Source organism: Chryseobacterium sp. BGA-UO-ETr-SB22 (genome assembly GCF_059567885.1).
Genome location: NZ_JCAQOV010000003.1, coordinates 364,759 through 381,510 on the forward strand (window position 1 = coordinate 364,759; position 16,752 = coordinate 381,510).

Below are 16,752 nucleotides of genomic sequence, written 5' to 3' on the forward strand. Positions count from 1 at the left end.
CATATGGAATCCAGCTTAGCGATGAACACATTAATTTTTTTGGGTGTAGCCATTATCATGGTTCCATTGGCCAGGAAATTAGGGTTGAGTTCTGTAATCGGCTATATTTTAGGAGGAATCATTATAGGACCATATGTACTCAGGCTTACAGGTAAAAATGTGGATGATATCATGCATGCCAGTGAATTTGGAGTCATCATGCTGTTATTCCTTGTAGGGCTGGAACTGGAACCCAGAAAATTCTGGGAAATGCGAAAGAAAATAATGGGCCTGGGACTTTTTCAGATGGTGCTTACCATCCTGTTACTTTTCTTAGTGTTCACCACTGTGGGCTGGAGAGTAGACAAAGCAATTGCTGTTGCCATGTGCTTTGCATTATCCTCTACGGCAATTGTTCTGCAGACTTTACAGGAAAAGAATAATCTTAAGACCACTGCCGGAGAAGCTTCATTTTCTACCCTTTTGTTTCAGGATATTTCAGTGATTCCTATTTTGGCAATACTTCCTATTGTAGCCAATTATAAAGCCAAGCATCATGATAATGAAATTCAGATTCTGATTCAAAAGCTGCCGGAGTGGCTGCAGGCCAGTACTGTAATTTTTGGAGTAGCTCTGCTTATTTTACTCGGCAGATATGTCTTCGTTCCTTTTTTACGCTATGTTTCAAAATCTGGAATGACTGAGCTTTTGACAGCCTCTTCTTTATTTCTGGTTATTGGTGTTTCTGAGCTGATGGTGGTCATCGGCCTTTCTCCCGCGCTAGGTGCTTTCCTTGCTGGAGTAATGCTTGCCAACAGTGAGTTCCGTCATGAGCTGGAGGCACAGATCAATCCGTTCAAAGGGCTTTTGTTGGCTGTTTTTTTCGTTAGTGTCGGATCTACCATCAACTTTAATATTATCCAGAAAGATCCATTATTTATCTTCAGTACTGTTTTTGCCGTACTGGCTGTAAAATTTGTTGTTTTATACACCATTGGAAAGTTTTTCAGGATAGATACCCCTCAAAGTCTTTTTTATGCATTTGCCCTTTCCCAGGTGGGAGAATTTGCGTTTGTACTGCTCAATTATGCATCGGATCTCTATCTGTTGGGTCCGGAAATGAATGCGCAGATGATGGCTGTAACAGCAATTACGATGTGTATCACTCCTATTCTTCTTATTATCAATGATAGGTTTATCACTCCGAAATTCATCAGAGAAATTCCTGAAGAAGAGCATGATTTTAATATCCTGGACAGTGATGTGATTCAAAAGAAGATCATCATTGTAGGTTTTGGGCATTTCGGAAGTACGGTGGGACGTCTTTTAAAAGCCAATAAAATATCAGCTACTGTTTTGGATAGAGATTCTGACCGGGTAAAACTACTCAGAAGCTACGGTTTTAAAGTATATTACGGGGATGCTACCCGAATTCCTATTTTAAGGGCTGCAGGAATTGAAGATGCTGAGATTCTTGTTTTGTGTTTAGATGATCCTGATGATAATAAATTCATTGCAGAACTTGTGCGCGAACATTATCCTGAGGTGAAAATTTTTGTAAGAGCAAAAAACAGGATTGATGCTTATGATTATCTCAACAGCGGGGTTAATCATATTTACCGCGAGACATTAGGAACGGCAGTAGACATGGCCGTTGATGTACTTCATGAAACAGGAATGAGGAAATATGCAGCGAGACGTCTCGGACAAAGATTTATGGCTATTGATAAAGCTTCAATCAGGAAGCTGGCAAAAATGAAGGAAAATGATGATGATATCACACTGTTTACAACAAAAGAAATCCTCCAGAGAGAGGAGGATTTATTAGCTTATGATAATCTTAATTTTGATAATAAAAATTGGGAAGGTTCCTCATCCACTGATGAAGAAGATGAGGATGAGCCCCAGGATTGATTTATTGGATGCTTACACTTCCACCACTGCTTTCTTCCTTGCTCACATTCTTAAGCTCTCCTTTTTTAGAGATATCCACACTTCCACCGGATGAAGCTCCTGCTTTCACACTGGAAACAGCACTGATATGAACACTTGCACCGCTGGATGCATCTGCTTCCACATCATCAGCAATAACTCCCTTGGCAGAAACACTGCTGCCTGAAGAAGCACTCACATCTACCTTTTTCGCTTTTCCTGAAAGATCAAGAGTAGATCCTGATGAAGATTCAATGTCAAGATTTACAGCCCATACTTTACCATCATAGCTGCTGCTGCTGCTTATGTTAATATCCATATCATTAGCTTCCAGATCTCCGGAAATACTTCCGGCACTAGATGCTTCAATATCTGTTTTTTCCTGAGTAAATTTATCTTTTATGATAATTCTTGCTGCCGAATCAGCTATAAGTTTATTAAAGTCTTTTGTATAAATTTTTGCAGTCACTTTGCTGATATTCATCACTCTGATACCTGGTTTATAGTGAATATGCAGTTTCCCTCCATTATTATCTACAAGAATTTCATCGATAATATTTTGAGGTGCAGAAATTTCCACTTTTTCTGTCTCCGATTTTATGATTTCAGCTTCTATCGCCTGAGAAACCTGAATTTCATCAAAATCTCCGCTAAATTCTTTATGCTGTATCGGGCCGCTTTCTTTGCTCACTACTTTCTCTACCCAGTTACTTCTGTCTTCGTCTCTATCTCTGTTTCTGTTCTCATGTTTATCATTACATGAGGCTAATGCCGCTAAGGCTGAAAAAATGAATAAAGTCTTTGTTTTCATGCTTATTTCTTTTGTCGATTATTTTTTTGATTTCTTTATATTTAAATAACAACTAATTTATAAAAAATATTACATTACCTATGAAAATACTGCAATTGTCTGCAATACAGATTTTTCAGAAAGAGCTTAATGCATCCCACAATACCTAACTTATTCATTTTAAAATCACTCACAACGCTGTTTCAGTAAATACGTGGGTCAAAATAGATTCTATGATACAAGTTTTTAATATCTTTATGGTTTAATAACAACTATATTTATGAAGAATATTTCATCGGTATTATTAATTTCTGCCTTGGCGTTCAATCAATCTTGTACTACAATGAAACAGACCGATACTCAACAGGAGCTACCTGCACCTGATTCCTCTTTATCTTCAAATCCTTTTATGAAGAAGAGCAAGCTTCAGTACGAAGCTCCGGAGTTTGACAAAATCAAAAATGAGCATTTCAAACCTGCTTTTAACTATGGTTTAAAGCTGCACGAAGCTGAAATTATAAAAATTGCCAACAATCCGGCTGCCCCTACTTTTGAAAATACAATCGTTGCATTGGAAAAAAGTGGTGAAGTATTGAGAAGAGCACAAATTATATTCTCTAATCTTACAAGCGCGAATACAAACCCTACTTTGCAGGCTTTAGATGAAGAATATGCACCAATTTTTGCGGCTCATTCTGATAAATTGTACCTGAATGAAAATCTTTATAAAAGAATACAATCCATCAAAGAAGACGGTCTTGATTCTGAAAGCAAAAGACTGGTACAGTATTACAAGCAGAATTTTGAAATTGCAGGAGCGAATCTTTCTGCAGCTGATAAAGAAAAATTAAAGCAGATCAACCAGGAACTGGCTTCTCTTTCCACTCAATACTCCAACAAATTATTGGAAGCTAGAAAACAAGGAGGCGTATTCTTCTCTGATGCAAAAGAACTGGATGGACTTTCTGCTGATGAAGTTGCGGCAGCAGCAGCTGATGCTAAAACGGCAGGACAGCCTGGAAAATATCTACTGGCTTTACAAAATACAACACAGCAGCCTCTTTTACAAAACTTAAAAAACAGAGCTACCAGAGAAAAACTGTTCAAAGCTTCATGGACAAGAGCTGAAAAAGGTGATGCTAACGATACAAGATCAACCATTGAAAAACTGGCTAAACTGAGATTGAAGAAAGCTCAGATTTTAGGAAAGAAAAACTTTGCTGAATGGAAACTGCAGGATCAGATGGCAAAAACACCTGAAGCCGCTACTAACCTAATGAACCAGATTGCAACTCCGGCAGTGGAAACAGCCAGACGTGAGGCAAAAGATATTCAGGATCTTATCGATCAGCAAAAAGGAGGTTTCAAAGTAGAACCTTGGGACTGGAATTTCTATGCTGAGCAGGTAAGAAAAGCTAAATTTGATCTTGATGAAAGTGAGATAAAACCTTACTTTGAAATTACAACGGTTCTTGAAAAAGGTGTTTTCTTCGCCGCAGAAAAATTCTACGGACTGACTTTCAAAAAGAGAACAGATCTTCCGGTTTACCATCCTGATGTAGTAACGTACGAAGTTTTTGATCATGATGGAAAATCTATCGCCATCTATTATCTGGATTTCTATACAAGAGATTCTAAAAACGGAGGGGCATGGATGAGCAATTTCGTTGAGCAATCTTATTTATTAGGAACAAAACCTGTAATCGTTAACTGTTATAACTATCAGAAGCCAGCTCCTGGAAAACCTTCATTGATCAGCTATGATGATGTTTCTACTATTTTCCATGAATTTGGTCACTCTATTCACGGAATGTTTGCAAGCCAGAAATATCCTTCTCTTTCAGGAACGAATGTACCAAGAGACTTCGTGGAATTCCCATCTCAGATCAATGAGCACTGGGCTTTAGATCCTATGGTTCTGAAGAACTATGCTGTTCATTATGAAACAAAACAGCCTATTCCGCAGACATTGGTAGAAAAAATCAAAAAAGCATCTACTTTCAACCAGGGATACATGACTACTGAATTGGTTTCTGCTGCTGAACTGGATATGGATTGGCATACAGTAAGTAATGACAGCCAGTTTATTCCTGTTTTAGATTTTGAAAAACAATCATTGGCCAGCCATGGATTCAATTTAGCAACGGTTCCGCCAAGATATCATACTCCTTATTTTGCACACATCTGGGGAGGTGGATATTCAGCAGGATATTATGCTTATCTATGGTCTGAAACTTTAGATAATGATGCATGGGAATGGATCAGTAAAAACGGTGGATTAACCAGAGAAAATGGTGACCGTTTCAGAAAATATATTCTTTCTGTAGGAAATTCTGTAGACCTTAATCAGGCATTCAGAGACTTTACAGGACATGATCCGGATATCAAACCTTTATTGAGAAACAGAGGGTTTATTAAATAAATCAAATGGAAGCATTCTTTAATAGAGTGCTTCTTTTTTTATAGATGCCTAAATGCATATTTGCAAGAATTTTTTTATTTTTTGGCTAAAGCCGTTTCTACCAATATTCATTATTTTTGCATTTCAACATTTAAAATACAATATATGAACTGTCCCTGCTGTTCAGGAAAATCCTACGAAGAATGCTGCAAACCTTATCATACCGGAGAAAAACATGCTCCTACTGCTGAAGCGCTGATGCGTTCAAGGTTCTCTGCTTTTGCCATTCCAAATGGTGAATATTTGATGGAGACTACGTTTCCGGGAAAAAGAAAATACCACAAGAAGAAAGACCTTCAGGAATGGGGAGAGATCAACCAATGGACAAAACTGGAAATCATCCGGACTCCCACTTCAAATCATGTGGAGTTTAAGGCTTATTATACAGATCAGGACGGTCATCCTCAGCTTCATCATGAGTTTTCACTTTTTCAGAAAATGCAGGAACGCTGGTATTATGTTTCAGGCGAATTTTTAGATTAATAATGCCGTTTTGGTTTGTTGGTAAGAAATTTAATGTGGAGTAATTCTTTGCATATAAAACCACCCCGTCAAAAATTCAAAGAATTTTTGACACCCCTCCAGAAGAGGGGAATGCCAAGCACTTAATCAATATTATACATAAAATTCCCCACAGAAGTATCTGTGGGGAATTTTTATCTTTTATCCAAAAAATGATTGGATTGATATTATTTTTTAGTGAGCTTCATTTCCGTCAACTCCATGAGCATGTCCGTGAGACAATTCCTCTTCTGTTGCTGGACGAGTATTTAAAATTTCCACCTGGAAATCTAAAACTTTACCTGCCATTGGATGGTTAAGGTCTGCTACTACAACTTCTGGTGTTACTTCTACCACAAAAGCCTGGAAATTATTTCCTTGGTTATCAGATAAAGGTAAGATAGCTCCAATAGGTGGAGTTCCTGATTCTTTAAACATATCAATTGGCAATTGTGCAATAGCGTCCGGCTGTCTTTCACCATAAGCTTCTTCAGGTTGAATGGTAAAATCAGCTTTATCACCAGCTTTTAAGCCTAAGATATTTTCTTCAAACTTTGGAATCATCATTCCCATACCGTACAAAAATGTAAGCGGGTTTTCTTCTGTTGTTTCTTCTACAAGAATCTTACTTCCATCTGGTTCGATAGTGTGAAGTATATACTTTACAGCTACAACATGATTGTTTTCAATTGTCATATTTTTTCTTTTTTTCGTGAGTTTTTTTCACGATTAATTTTACAAATATACTATTTTTGAAATGATTGTCCAGCGGACAAAAAATCAAACGAAAAATCTGAAAGCAAGATCTTGCTTTTTATTTTCTACCTTTGGTTTCATCCCGTTTTTTCTGTCTCAGTACAAAAAGATACAGACTTTCAACTTTTGTTCTGGCCCAAGGTGTTTTCCGTAAAAATTTCAGGGAAGAAGTGATGCTCGGGTTATCTGTAAAACATTTGATATTGATCTGCTCACCCAATTTTTCAAATCCTTCGTAGTATTCTACCAATTCTTCAAGAATAGCATCAAGCCTTTTCCCGTGTAAAGGATCTTTTGATTTTTCTTCCATAACACAGCAAAATTAAAACATTTTATCAGACTTAACCACTAAAATTGTTTAAACTCTCAATCTTTAGTATTTTTGAAGAAGCTATTGCTTAGCTATAAAAATTATTCGTTACCAACAAATATGAGCAAAAACAACGAAGCAAACAGAAAAAAAAACAAAAACAAAATTGATCAGAAAAAGCGGAAAATACAAAATGCAGAAACAGAAAGAAAAGCACGTTTAAAACAAATTCTGGAAGATTTCAAAGTAAAAGAAGAAACCGATAATCAACCATGAAAATCGGTTATGACTCAACTTATTTACTTTAAACAATAATACACTTTTTATGAAAATTCTGCATACCGCCGACTGGCATTTGGGAAAACGACTGGACCGCTTTTCACGTATGGAAGAGCAAATTCTGGTAATGGAAGAGATCATAGATATTGCTGATGAAGAGCATGTGGATCTTATTCTTGTTGCCGGCGATCTTTTTGATAATTTTAATCCAGGTGTAGAAGCCGTTGAGCTTTTTTACAAAACCCTCAAACGTTTATCTCTGAATGGGAAACGGCCAGTGATCGCTATTTCCGGAAATCATGACTCTCCCAGCTTAATCAATGCTCCAGACCCGTTGGCCAGGGAATGCGGCATTATTTTAATAGGTCACCCTAAAGCCGAGATCACACCTTTTGGAACAGAATATTTCAACATTTCAAACTCAAAAGCCGGTTTTATAGAACTTAAAATTGAAAGTATAGATTTCCCCATAAGAATTCTTCATACGCCTTTCGCAAATGAGATTCGTTTAAAGGAATATTTTGGCGAAAATAAAGAGGAAGAAATCAACAAGGTCCTTTCACAGACGTGGAAAGATCTTGCAGATCAGTTTTGCGATGATTCCGGAATTAATCTTCTGACTGCCCATTTATACATGAATAAAAGAGGTGCAGAAATTCTGGAAGAACCGGAAGGAGAAAAACCTATTAAAATTGGAAATGCAGACCTTATTTTTTCAGATAGTATTCCTGAACAGATTCAGTATACAGCATTGGGTCACCTGCATGGTTTTCAGAATATAGGAACGAAGGAAAAGCCTGTAATTTATTCATCTTCTCCCCTTTGCTACAGTTTCAGTGAAGCCGGGCAGACAAAGTATGTTTCTATTATTGATGCTGAACCGGGAAAGGCGGTTAACTATGAGAAAAAAGCATTAAAAAAGGGACGAAATTTAGTCAGAAAAACATTCACCTCCGTAGAAGATACAGTTCAATGGCTGGGTGAAAACCCCAATACCTTTATTGAGCTGACGCTGGAAAGTGAGACTTTTTTAACGGCTGATGAAAGAAGATTGATTTATCAGTCTCATAACGGGATTGTTCATCTCATTCCAAAAGTCAAAAACCGGGAGCTTGATGAAGAGCAAGGCCACGAAATCAATTTAAATCAGGACATTGATATATTATTCAAAGATTATTTTAAATCTAAAAATGGCGGGCAGGAAGCTAATGAAGAATTGATGAATTTGTTTAACGAAATTTTAAATGCATAAGCCATGATCCCTGTTCAATTAACTATAGAAGGACTTTATTCCTACCAGGAACGCCAGACTATTGATTTCAGAAATCTTACCGAAGCCGGATTGTTTGGTATTTTCGGGGCAGTGGGTTCCGGAAAATCTTCGGTTCTTGAAGCGATTTCGTTTGCTTTATATGGAGAAACGGAACGTCTGAACATGCGTGATAAAAGGGCTTACAACATGATGAATTTAAAATCAAACAGTTCTTATATAGAGTTTGATTTTGTGAATTATGAGAATAAGCTTTTCCGTGCCACCCGTGATTTTAAACGAAATTCAAAAAAATTCGAAGAGGTAAAGCCCAATGCAGTTACTTTCTATGAAAATAGTAATGGCAAATGGATTCCCTTGGATCACTCGAATGCAGAGATCATCATTGGTTTAAGCTATTCCAACTTTAAAAGAACCATCATCATTCCACAGGGACAGTTCAAAGAATTTCTTGAATTGGGTGCTGCAGAAAGAACGAATATGATGAAGGAGATCTTTAATCTTCAGAAATTTGATCTTCAGAACAATGTTTCTGCACTCAATGTAAAAAACAGATCTGAACTGGATCAGCTTGAAGGCCAGTTAAAAGGATTTGAAGAAATCAATGAGGAGAAAATCCAGATTCAGAAAGAGCAGCTGACAGAGGAACAGAAAATACTTTCTGAGTCTAATGAAAAACTGGAAAAGATTTCCCACACTTATCAACAGCTGAAAAATTTAAAAAGCGATTTTGACAGTTTACAGCAAAATAAGGAAAAATTCGGCAAGCTCTCTGAAGAAAAGCCACAGATGGATGCTCTGGAAACACAGGCAGAATTATACGACCGTATTTTCAGGCTTTTTAACCCTTTAATTATTGAAAAAAATAAGCTGTCAAAAGAAATTGCGGATAAGCGTAACGAGAAAGAACAGCAAATAAAAGCGTGGCAGGAAACTGAGAAGGTTTTTACGATTATAAAGGAACAACTTTCCGTTCTTGAACCACAGTTTAAAGCTCTGGAGCAGTCGAAGATTCAGGAAAATGATATGAACCTCATCATTCAGATCCTTAAGTTTTCTGAGGAGATCAAAGTACTGAATGAAAGAACTCAGAAAGGTTCCGAAAAGGTAAAAGAAGTAGATCTTAGTAAGGATAAAATTCAAAAGAAGATTGATGAACTTTCTGCACAGATTAAAGTATTAAAAGAACAAAAACTGGATTCCGCTTTGCTTTCTGAAGTGGGAAACTGGTTTATTCAACAAAAAAACTTAAAAAAATCACATCACGAACAAGCTGAAAAGATTGAGAAACATCTAAAACAGATCGGTGAAATTGCAGAGGAATTAAAGCCTTTTGCTTATACCGAAAATTATAAAGAAGATTTCAAAAGCAGGAAGGAAGCGTTAGAAGTCAAGAAAAAAGAGCTTTCCCAGAAACTGGATCATCTTAAAATACAGAAAGAGCTTTCCCGTTTTGCGAGTGAGCTTCATGATGGTGAAAACTGTCCTCTTTGCGGTTCTAAGGAACATCCGCATATTATAGAATTTCATGATGTCAATACTGAACTGCAGGAAATTCAGGAGAAAATAACATCTGCTGAGCAGGAAATAACCGATATTCAAAAACAGGAAGCTGACATTGACAAAATTCTGGACCGTAAAAAAATATTTGAAGAACAGCTTGTTTCAGAACAGAAAATTGTCTTTCAGATTCAGAAAGATATTGAAAATCATGTTCTGAATTTCACATGGAAACCCTTCTCTCCGGATCAGGAGGAAGAATTTGAGAAAAAACGTTCTGATTCATTTGCTTTAGAAAAAAAGATTGAAGAAACGGAACGAAACATCGCTTTGGAAAGAGAAACACTGGAAAAAGAAACCAAAATCCTGGAAAAATATAAGGGTGCGCTGGAAGCTTTTCGAATGGAAGAAGTTTCAAAACAGGAACAGATCAATATCAGCCGTTCCGCTCTTAAAATCCTAGACTGGAATCTGTATGCCCAAAAGGAAATAACTGAGGTTGAAGAAGCTTATCAAAAGTTGGTAAAATTCAATAAGGAAACTGAAGAGAATTACCAAAAGTTATTACAGCAGGAAAAAATTCTCTCTCCAAAATTAGCAGAACAAAAAGCGATTGTCAGCCAATCTGAGAAACAGATTACTGAACTTGAAAAGGAAATTTCCAGCAATGAAGAAGCTATTTCCAAATCTTTAACTGATCAAAGTTTCACTGAGTTCGGAGAAGTTGAAAATATCTTGCTTCAGGATATCAATGTTCAACTTGTAAGAGCTAAAATTCAGAATTTCAAAGTAGAATTCGAAGCTTTAAAGAAATTCATCGGAGAGCTGGAATTAAAGCTGAAGGGACTTTCATTCGATAATGAACAGTTTTCTCTAGCTGAGCAACAGTTTGGTGAGGCACAAAGTGAGCAGAAAAAAATCAGTGATTCTGTGGTAACAAAAACAGCTGAAATAGACCGACTGGAAAAAGAATTCGTAAAAAAAGGAGATCTTCTGAAAGAACTGACAAAGCTTCAGAAACGTTCTGAGAATTTAAAGGTAATGATGAATCTGTTTAAAGGAGCAGGTTTTGTACAATACGTTTCTTCTATTTATCTGAGGCAGCTTTGCGATCATGCCAATGTACGTTTCCACCGTATGACCAGAAACCAGCTGAGTCTGCAGCTTAATGAAAATAATGATTTTGAGATCATTGATTACCTCAACGAAGGGAAAAGCAGAAGTGTAAAAACCCTTTCTGGAGGACAGGCATTCCAGGTATCTTTAAGTCTGGCGCTGGCGCTGGCAGAAAGTGTTCAGGCCAATGCACAGGCAGAGAAAAACTTCTTCTTTATTGATGAAGGCTTCGGAACTCAGGATACGGAATCTGTTAACATTGTATTTGAAACGCTTACCAATCTGATGAAAGAAAACAGAATTGTGGGGATTATTTCGCACGTTGAAGAACTGAAGGAGAAAATTCCTACGGCACTGAATATTATCAAAGACGAAGAAAGAGGAAGTCTGATTGAGATTATTTAATTCAATATATTTTAAATTACAAAAGCCACAAAAGAGCATATCTTTTGTGGCTTTTGCACCTCATAAACTTCCCTGTTACAGTCCTTTTATAACAGGCTTCACTTCATTTCCAAACAATTCAATAGACTTCATCATTACGTCATGAGCAGGATCTCCCACATCCATGTGTCCGATAAATCTTGTAATCCCAAAAATCTCTTTCATATAAGCAATTTTGTCTGCTACTTCTGCCGGATTTCCGATAAATAAAGCACCGTCTTTGCTTCTTCCACCATCATACTGTGCTTTTGTGTAAGGAGCCCATCCTCTGGAAGCTCCTATTCTATCCATTTGAGATTTATAATTCAGAAAATACCCATCTACCGCTTTTTGATCATCACTCACAAAAGTATGTGAATGAACGGCAATCTGCATTTTCGAAACATCATGTCCCGCTTTTTGGTATTCCTGTTTATAAAATTCGATCAGATTTTTAAACTGAATCGGCATTCCTCCAATAATAGCTACAACTAATGGCATTCCCAATTGCGCTGCGCTTAAAACAGACTGTGGAGTACCTCCTACCGCTCTCCAGATGGAAAGTTTTCCGTCATTTTTTGCTCTAGGATATACGGTTTGATTATGCATAGGGGCACGAAGGTTCCCAGACCAGCTTACATTTTCTTCCGAATTGATTTTCAGTAATAATTCTAATTTCTCATCAAATAACTGTTCATAGTCATCTAACGAATATCCATACAACGGAAATGACTCAATGAAACTTCCACGTCCCACAAATATCTCCGCTCTTCCGTCTGAAATCAGATCCAGTGTTGAAAAGTCCTCATATACTTTTACCGGCTCCGAAGAACTTAAAACAGTAACTCCGCTGGCCAGTTTTATATTTTTTGTGATACTTGCTGCCGCTGCCAATACGATCTCCGGAGAGGAAACCGCATAATCCGGACGGTGATGTTCTCCCATTGCAAAAACATCAATTCCTACCTCATCCATCAATTTTACCTGATCCAATATTTCACGGATCTTAATTCCTGCATCTCTATATTTTCCGGTTGACTGATCAAAAGCCAAATCACCGAACATTCCTATTCCTAATTCCATATTGTTGATTTTAGTAATACAAAATTACGGCTATGAAAAGTCAAAAACATTGATGTTTGTTAAGATCGGAGGTCTTGTTGTTTTACACTATGATTTGTTGGAAAACGCAAAGGCGCAAAGGTTTTTAACTTGTAGGTGTAATTTTTAAGACGCAAGAAAACCAAAGATTTTTAGCAAGGATTAATTCTTATAGTATTAGGAATATAAAATTTTATCGCAGATAAAATCTTTGCGCATTAAAACGAATAATATCAAAAAATTGCGCCTTTGCGCTTTCCAACAACTCTATTTATCAAAAAAAATCCAGCCGTTCCGGCTGGATTCTATTATTATTTCTTAAGATATAAATCAAAATAATCTGTAATCTTCTGCATCAGATGTACTCTGTCTTTTCCGATCACATTATGCGGATGCCCCGGATAGGTAAAGTAATCTAACTGAACTCCATTATCAACAGCTGATTTAATGAATTTTATAGAATGCTGCCATACTACCACATCATCCTGTGCCCCGTGAATCATCAGTAATTTCCCTTTCAGATTCTGAACTTTATCCAAAAGATTAGCTGCTGCATATCCCTGTGGATTTTCCTGTGGCGTATCCATATATCTTTCTCCGTACATGATCTCATACATGCTCCAGTCGATTACCGGCCCTCCTGCTGCTCCTACTTTGAATACATCCGGCTTACGAAGCATGAAGCTTGTCGTCATAAATCCTCCGAAGCTCCATCCATGGATTCCCATTTTGTCTCCGTTTACATAAGGAAGAGATTTTAAGTATTCTACTCCTTTCATCTGATCGTTCATTTCTGTAGTTCCCAGGTTTCTGAATACAGCCTGCTCGAATTTCATTCCACGGTTAGAAGAACCTCTTCCATCCATTGTGAAGATGATGTATCCATTCTGAGCCATATATTCATACCAAAGGTTTCCTGAAGCCGGGAAAGTATTTGTGATCAGCTGTAAGTGTGGTCCGTTATACAGATAAACAATGGTAGGGTATTTTTTATTCGGATCAAAATTGGTTGGAAGGATAATTTTTCCATACAAAGGAGTTCCATCATCCGCCTTTAGTTCTACGTTTTTAATTTCCGGTCTCTGATAATTCTTTAATGGATTTTCAGAAGTAAGAATATTTGTAGATTTTAAATTGGCTGTATTAATAATATTGGCAATTCTGGGTGAATTGGCATTGCTGTAAGCATCATAAAGATAATTTCCGTCGCTGCTCAATGTTCCGATGTGCATTCCTTCAGCACTGTCCAGTCTCTGCATTTTGAAATTGGTCCAGTTGATTCTGTATAAATGTCTTTCTAAAGGAGTTTCTTTTGTTGAAGTGAAATAAATTTCTTTTTTCTTTTCGTTAAATCCTAAAATATCCGTTACCAGCCAGTCTCCTTTTGTAATCTGTGCTACCAATCCTTTTTCAAGACTGTAGTGGAACAAATGATTGTATCCTGTTCTCTGGCTCTGCCAGATAAAGTCTGTATTAGAATTCGGGAAGAAAGTAAGCGGATGCTGTGGCTCTACATATTTGCTGTCTGTTTCTTCAAATAATGTTTTTACCAGCTCTCCGGTTGCAGCATCGTACTGATTCATTTTCATATGATTCTGCCCTCTGTTCAAAACTCCTACAAAAATATACTTGGAATCCGGGCTCCATGTAACAGCTGTTAAATATTGATCTTTTTCACCTTCAACTTTTAAGAAAGTCGTAGCCTGAGTTTTAATATTGAAAACACCTAATGTTACCTGGTGAGAAGTCTGACCAGCCATCGGGTATTTGATGTTATGGTTTACAGCAGGCGTTACAGACCAGTCAATGATCGGATAATCTGCTACCATGCTTTGATCCATCTTATAGAAAGCTACGCTCTCTGAGTTGGGTGCAGGAAAAATTCCGGTATCAATTCCAAATTCATTTCTGTGAACCGCCTGTCCACTGATGACATTTTCATTAGACTCGTTAGTTACCGCAATGGTTTTCCCATTCCTGTTTACAAATAAATTATTCTTTGCTGTAAAGGCAAAAGTCTGGCCGTCACCAAACATTTTCACATTCGCAGCATCCTGATCTACAGCAGCTGTATTTTTGACTTTCCAGTCATTTCCTGATTTTTCAATCCACGACATTTTACCACCTGTAGTAAAATATCCATTAGAATTCCCTGTAAATTTGATGGCAGGAACAGCCTTCAGCTTATCATTGGATAAATTTCTATTCAGTTGGCTTAACGAGATCAGGGTATCCTGTTTATTGGTTTTCAAATCTGTAATCAGATAACCGCCTTTTACAGCCTGGATGTACGATTTTCCGTCTGCAGCCCATGAAAATTGGGAAATATTTTTCACCGCAAGGTTTGTTCTCATCCCATTTACAGCCTCTGCCATAGTAAATTTCTGGGTCTGGGCAAATGCAGAACTGCCTAAAACCAGCATCAATAAAGAAAATTTATGTAATTTCATTGTATAAAATTGAATCCATCAAAAATAAGAAATAAAAATCATCCGTTAATAAATGTTAAATTAAAACATTCATAAAATGGAATTCATGCTTTCAAAGAAATTATTTCTTAACTTAATAGTTAGGATTTTAAATAAGTCAATTGTGATAGTCAATTCGCTGCGCTTGTCAATTTTTAATTGCTGGAAAGCTATAGTATTCACCATTCATTTGCAAAGTAAAATTAACTATTGGTATTAAATGAGTCAATTGTGAATAGTCAGTTCGCTACGCTTGTCAATTTTTAATTGATGGAAAACTATAATATTCACCATTCACTTGCGAAGCAAAATTGACTATTGATGTAGAAAAATGCATTTCTTATCCTATATCAATGACTTGTATAGGTACTCTATCCTAAATTTGCATCATTAATAACAAACAAAAAATACAAAATACAATGGCAACAAAATGGATCTTAGACCCAACGCACAGTGAAATTACTTTCAAAGTAAAACACATGATGATCTCTAACGTAAAAGGAAGCTTCAGAACTTTCACAGCTGAAATTGAATCTGAAGACGAGTTTTTTGCAAACGCAAAAACTACAGCTACTATTCAAACGGATTCTGTGTTCACAAACAATACAGACAGAGATAATCACTTAAAGTCTGCAGAGTTTTTCAACGCTGAAGTACACCCTACGATCACTTTTGAATCTCAGGCATTAAATAATGCAATTGTTGGAAATCTTACTGTTAACGGAGTTACAAAACCTATTACTCTTGATGTAGACTTTGGAGGAATCAATGTAGACCCATGGGGAAATACAAAAGCAGGTTTCTCTTTTGAAGGAAAAATTAGCAGAAAAGATTTTGGATTAAACTGGAATGCAGCTCTTGAAGCAGGAGGTGTAATGGTAAGTGATGATGTAAAAATAGCTGGTGAATTACAGTTTGTAAAACAAGCATAATTTATAACACATATTATAAAAGGTTCAGGGATTTGTCTAAAAGCCTTGAACCTTTTATTTTTTTATACTCTTCAATATTTAATTTATGAACCTCAACGATCTTCAAAACATAAGCAATAGTTTTAACAACACACAGAGAATGCCCGTTTTATTTCTTGGACATGGTTCACCTATGAACGCCATTGAAGAAAACCAATTTGTACAAGGTTTCCGAAAAGCAACCTCTGAGATCCCTAAACCTAATGCAATTCTTTGTATTTCTGCTCATTGGTATACAGACGGAACTTTTGTAACGGCTATGGATATGCCTAAAACAATCCACGATTTTTATGGTTTTCCAAAAGCCCTTTTTGATGTACAGTATCCTGCTCCCGGAAGCCCGGAGCTGGCAAAGGAAACAGCAGAACTTCTGCTCCCGATTGATGTAGAAGAAGACCACAGCTGGGGACTGGATCATGGTGCATGGTCTGTGATAAAACATATGTATCCTGATGCTGATATTCCTGTGATTCAACTGAGCATTGACCATACAAAACCACCGCAGTATCATTATGATCTTGCCAAAAGACTCAACAAATTGCGTGAAAAAGGAATCTTAATTATCGGAAGCGGAAATATTGTTCATAACCTTCGCCTTATCGATTGGAAAAATATCAATACAGTTGGGGCCGGCTGGGACTGGGCAATCGAGGCCAGAGAAAAAACCAATAATTGGCTTTTGGATGGAAATTTCCAGAATATTATTGATTATCAAAAACAAGGAACTTTCTTACAGTATGCTGTTCCAACGCCTGATCATTATCTTCCTTTATTGTATACTTTAGGGCTGAAAGATCAGTCTGAAGAACTTACTTTATTCAACGATGAACTTATCGGAGGATCATTGAGTATGACGAGTGTAAGGATTGGATAATCTGATATTACAATAAAAAAG

Annotated in this window: 13 protein-coding genes; 8 read left to right on the plus strand and 5 right to left on the minus strand. The window is 36.9% G+C overall.

Going from position 1 to position 16,752, the window contains the following annotated elements; translation table 11 throughout:
- Positions 1-3: 3 nt before the first annotated feature.
- Positions 4-1,893, plus strand: a complete 1,890-nt coding sequence (locus AC57AW_RS03595) for a monovalent cation:proton antiporter-2 (CPA2) family protein (protein ID WP_496350845.1) — start codon at positions 4-6, stop codon at positions 1,891-1,893.
- 1 nt (position 1,894) lies between these two features.
- Here AC57AW_RS03595 and AC57AW_RS03600 read toward each other — a convergent pair whose 3' ends face one another.
- A complete protein-coding gene (locus AC57AW_RS03600; protein ID WP_318848557.1) occupies positions 1,895-2,722 on the minus strand; it encodes a GIN domain-containing protein in 828 nt (275 codons plus the stop codon).
- A 259-nt stretch (positions 2,723-2,981) separates the two neighbouring features.
- Between AC57AW_RS03600 and AC57AW_RS03605 the strand changes: the two genes are divergently transcribed.
- Positions 2,982-5,123 (plus strand): M3 family metallopeptidase, encoded by a 2,142-nt coding sequence (locus AC57AW_RS03605; protein WP_496350846.1) that lies wholly within the window; start codon positions 2,982-2,984, stop codon positions 5,121-5,123.
- A 144-nt stretch (positions 5,124-5,267) separates the two neighbouring features.
- Complete coding sequence (locus AC57AW_RS03610; RefSeq protein WP_496350847.1) at positions 5,268-5,645, plus strand: YchJ family protein; 378 nt, start codon at positions 5,268-5,270, stop codon at positions 5,643-5,645.
- A 213-nt stretch (positions 5,646-5,858) separates the two neighbouring features.
- On the opposite strand, the gene AC57AW_RS03615 is transcribed toward AC57AW_RS03610, so the two are convergent.
- Positions 5,859-6,359: an FKBP-type peptidyl-prolyl cis-trans isomerase gene (locus AC57AW_RS03615; protein ID WP_318848552.1), complete on the minus strand. Its 501-nt coding sequence runs from the start codon at positions 6,357-6,359 to the stop codon at positions 5,859-5,861.
- Between the two features lie 118 nt (positions 6,360-6,477).
- Positions 6,478-6,729, minus strand: coding sequence for a VF530 family protein (locus AC57AW_RS03620; RefSeq protein ID WP_318848551.1), 252 nt, complete (start codon positions 6,727-6,729; stop codon positions 6,478-6,480).
- Positions 6,730-6,849: 120 nt separating this feature from the next.
- Between AC57AW_RS03620 and AC57AW_RS03625 the strand changes: the two genes are divergently transcribed.
- From AC57AW_RS03625 to AC57AW_RS03635, 3 genes are read left to right on the plus strand one after another with little or no spacing between them, the layout of a single operon-like run.
- The gene (locus AC57AW_RS03625) at positions 6,850-7,005 is read left to right on the plus strand and encodes a hypothetical protein (RefSeq protein WP_318848550.1); all 156 of its coding nucleotides are present in this window, start codon (positions 6,850-6,852) and stop codon (positions 7,003-7,005) included.
- 49 nt (positions 7,006-7,054) lie between these two features.
- A complete protein-coding gene (locus tag AC57AW_RS03630; RefSeq protein WP_496350848.1) occupies positions 7,055-8,260 on the plus strand; it encodes a metallophosphoesterase family protein in 1,206 nt (401 codons plus the stop codon).
- A 3-nt stretch (positions 8,261-8,263) separates the two neighbouring features.
- Positions 8,264-11,299 (plus strand): AAA family ATPase, encoded by a 3,036-nt coding sequence (locus tag AC57AW_RS03635; RefSeq protein WP_496350849.1) that lies wholly within the window; start codon positions 8,264-8,266, stop codon positions 11,297-11,299.
- A 75-nt stretch (positions 11,300-11,374) separates the two neighbouring features.
- Here the strand turns inward: AC57AW_RS03635 and AC57AW_RS03640 are convergent, their stop codons facing one another.
- Entirely contained in the window at positions 11,375-12,400 is a 1,026-nt protein-coding gene (locus AC57AW_RS03640) for an LLM class flavin-dependent oxidoreductase (RefSeq protein WP_496350850.1), read from the minus strand.
- A 329-nt stretch (positions 12,401-12,729) separates the two neighbouring features.
- The gene (locus AC57AW_RS03645; RefSeq protein ID WP_496350851.1) at positions 12,730-14,868 is read right to left on the minus strand and encodes a S9 family peptidase; all 2,139 of its coding nucleotides are present in this window, start codon (positions 14,866-14,868) and stop codon (positions 12,730-12,732) included.
- A 437-nt stretch (positions 14,869-15,305) separates the two neighbouring features.
- Here AC57AW_RS03645 and AC57AW_RS03650 point away from each other — a divergent pair, with 437 nt between their 5' ends.
- Positions 15,306-15,818: a YceI family protein gene (locus tag AC57AW_RS03650; protein ID WP_496350852.1), complete on the plus strand. Its 513-nt coding sequence runs from the start codon at positions 15,306-15,308 to the stop codon at positions 15,816-15,818.
- A gap of 85 nt (positions 15,819-15,903) precedes the next feature.
- Positions 15,904-16,731 carry a 4,5-DOPA-extradiol-dioxygenase gene (gene ygiD / locus AC57AW_RS03655; RefSeq protein ID WP_496350853.1) on the plus strand — a complete coding sequence of 276 codons (828 nt, stop codon included), beginning with the start codon at positions 15,904-15,906 and terminating at the stop codon, positions 16,729-16,731.
- Positions 16,732-16,752: the final 21 nt, after the last annotated feature.

What these genes read in the sequence shown, in the direction of transcription:
- AC57AW_RS03640 (WP_496350850.1), bottom strand. Translation starts at nt 12,400, where the DNA reads ATGGAATTAGGAATAGGAATGTTCGGTGATTTGGCTTTTGATCAGTCA.
- AC57AW_RS03650 (WP_496350852.1), top strand. Translation starts at nt 15,306, where the DNA reads ATGGCAACAAAATGGATCTTAGACCCAACGCACAGTGAAATTACTTTC.
- AC57AW_RS03595 (WP_496350845.1), top strand. Translation starts at nt 4, where the DNA reads ATGGAATCCAGCTTAGCGATGAACACATTAATTTTTTTGGGTGTAGCC.
- AC57AW_RS03610 (WP_496350847.1), top strand. Translation starts at nt 5,268, where the DNA reads ATGAACTGTCCCTGCTGTTCAGGAAAATCCTACGAAGAATGCTGCAAA.
- AC57AW_RS03645 (WP_496350851.1), bottom strand. Translation starts at nt 14,868, where the DNA reads ATGAAATTACATAAATTTTCTTTATTGATGCTGGTTTTAGGCAGTTCT.
- AC57AW_RS03625 (WP_318848550.1), top strand. Translation starts at nt 6,850, where the DNA reads ATGAGCAAAAACAACGAAGCAAACAGAAAAAAAAACAAAAACAAAATT.
- AC57AW_RS03630 (WP_496350848.1), top strand. Translation starts at nt 7,055, where the DNA reads ATGAAAATTCTGCATACCGCCGACTGGCATTTGGGAAAACGACTGGAC.
- ygiD (WP_496350853.1), top strand. Translation starts at nt 15,904, where the DNA reads ATGAACCTCAACGATCTTCAAAACATAAGCAATAGTTTTAACAACACA.
- AC57AW_RS03635 (WP_496350849.1), top strand. Translation starts at nt 8,264, where the DNA reads ATGATCCCTGTTCAATTAACTATAGAAGGACTTTATTCCTACCAGGAA.
- AC57AW_RS03605 (WP_496350846.1), top strand. Translation starts at nt 2,982, where the DNA reads ATGAAGAATATTTCATCGGTATTATTAATTTCTGCCTTGGCGTTCAAT.
- AC57AW_RS03600 (WP_318848557.1), bottom strand. Translation starts at nt 2,722, where the DNA reads ATGAAAACAAAGACTTTATTCATTTTTTCAGCCTTAGCGGCATTAGCC.
- AC57AW_RS03615 (WP_318848552.1), bottom strand. Translation starts at nt 6,359, where the DNA reads ATGACAATTGAAAACAATCATGTTGTAGCTGTAAAGTATATACTTCAC.
- AC57AW_RS03620 (WP_318848551.1), bottom strand. Translation starts at nt 6,729, where the DNA reads ATGGAAGAAAAATCAAAAGATCCTTTACACGGGAAAAGGCTTGATGCT.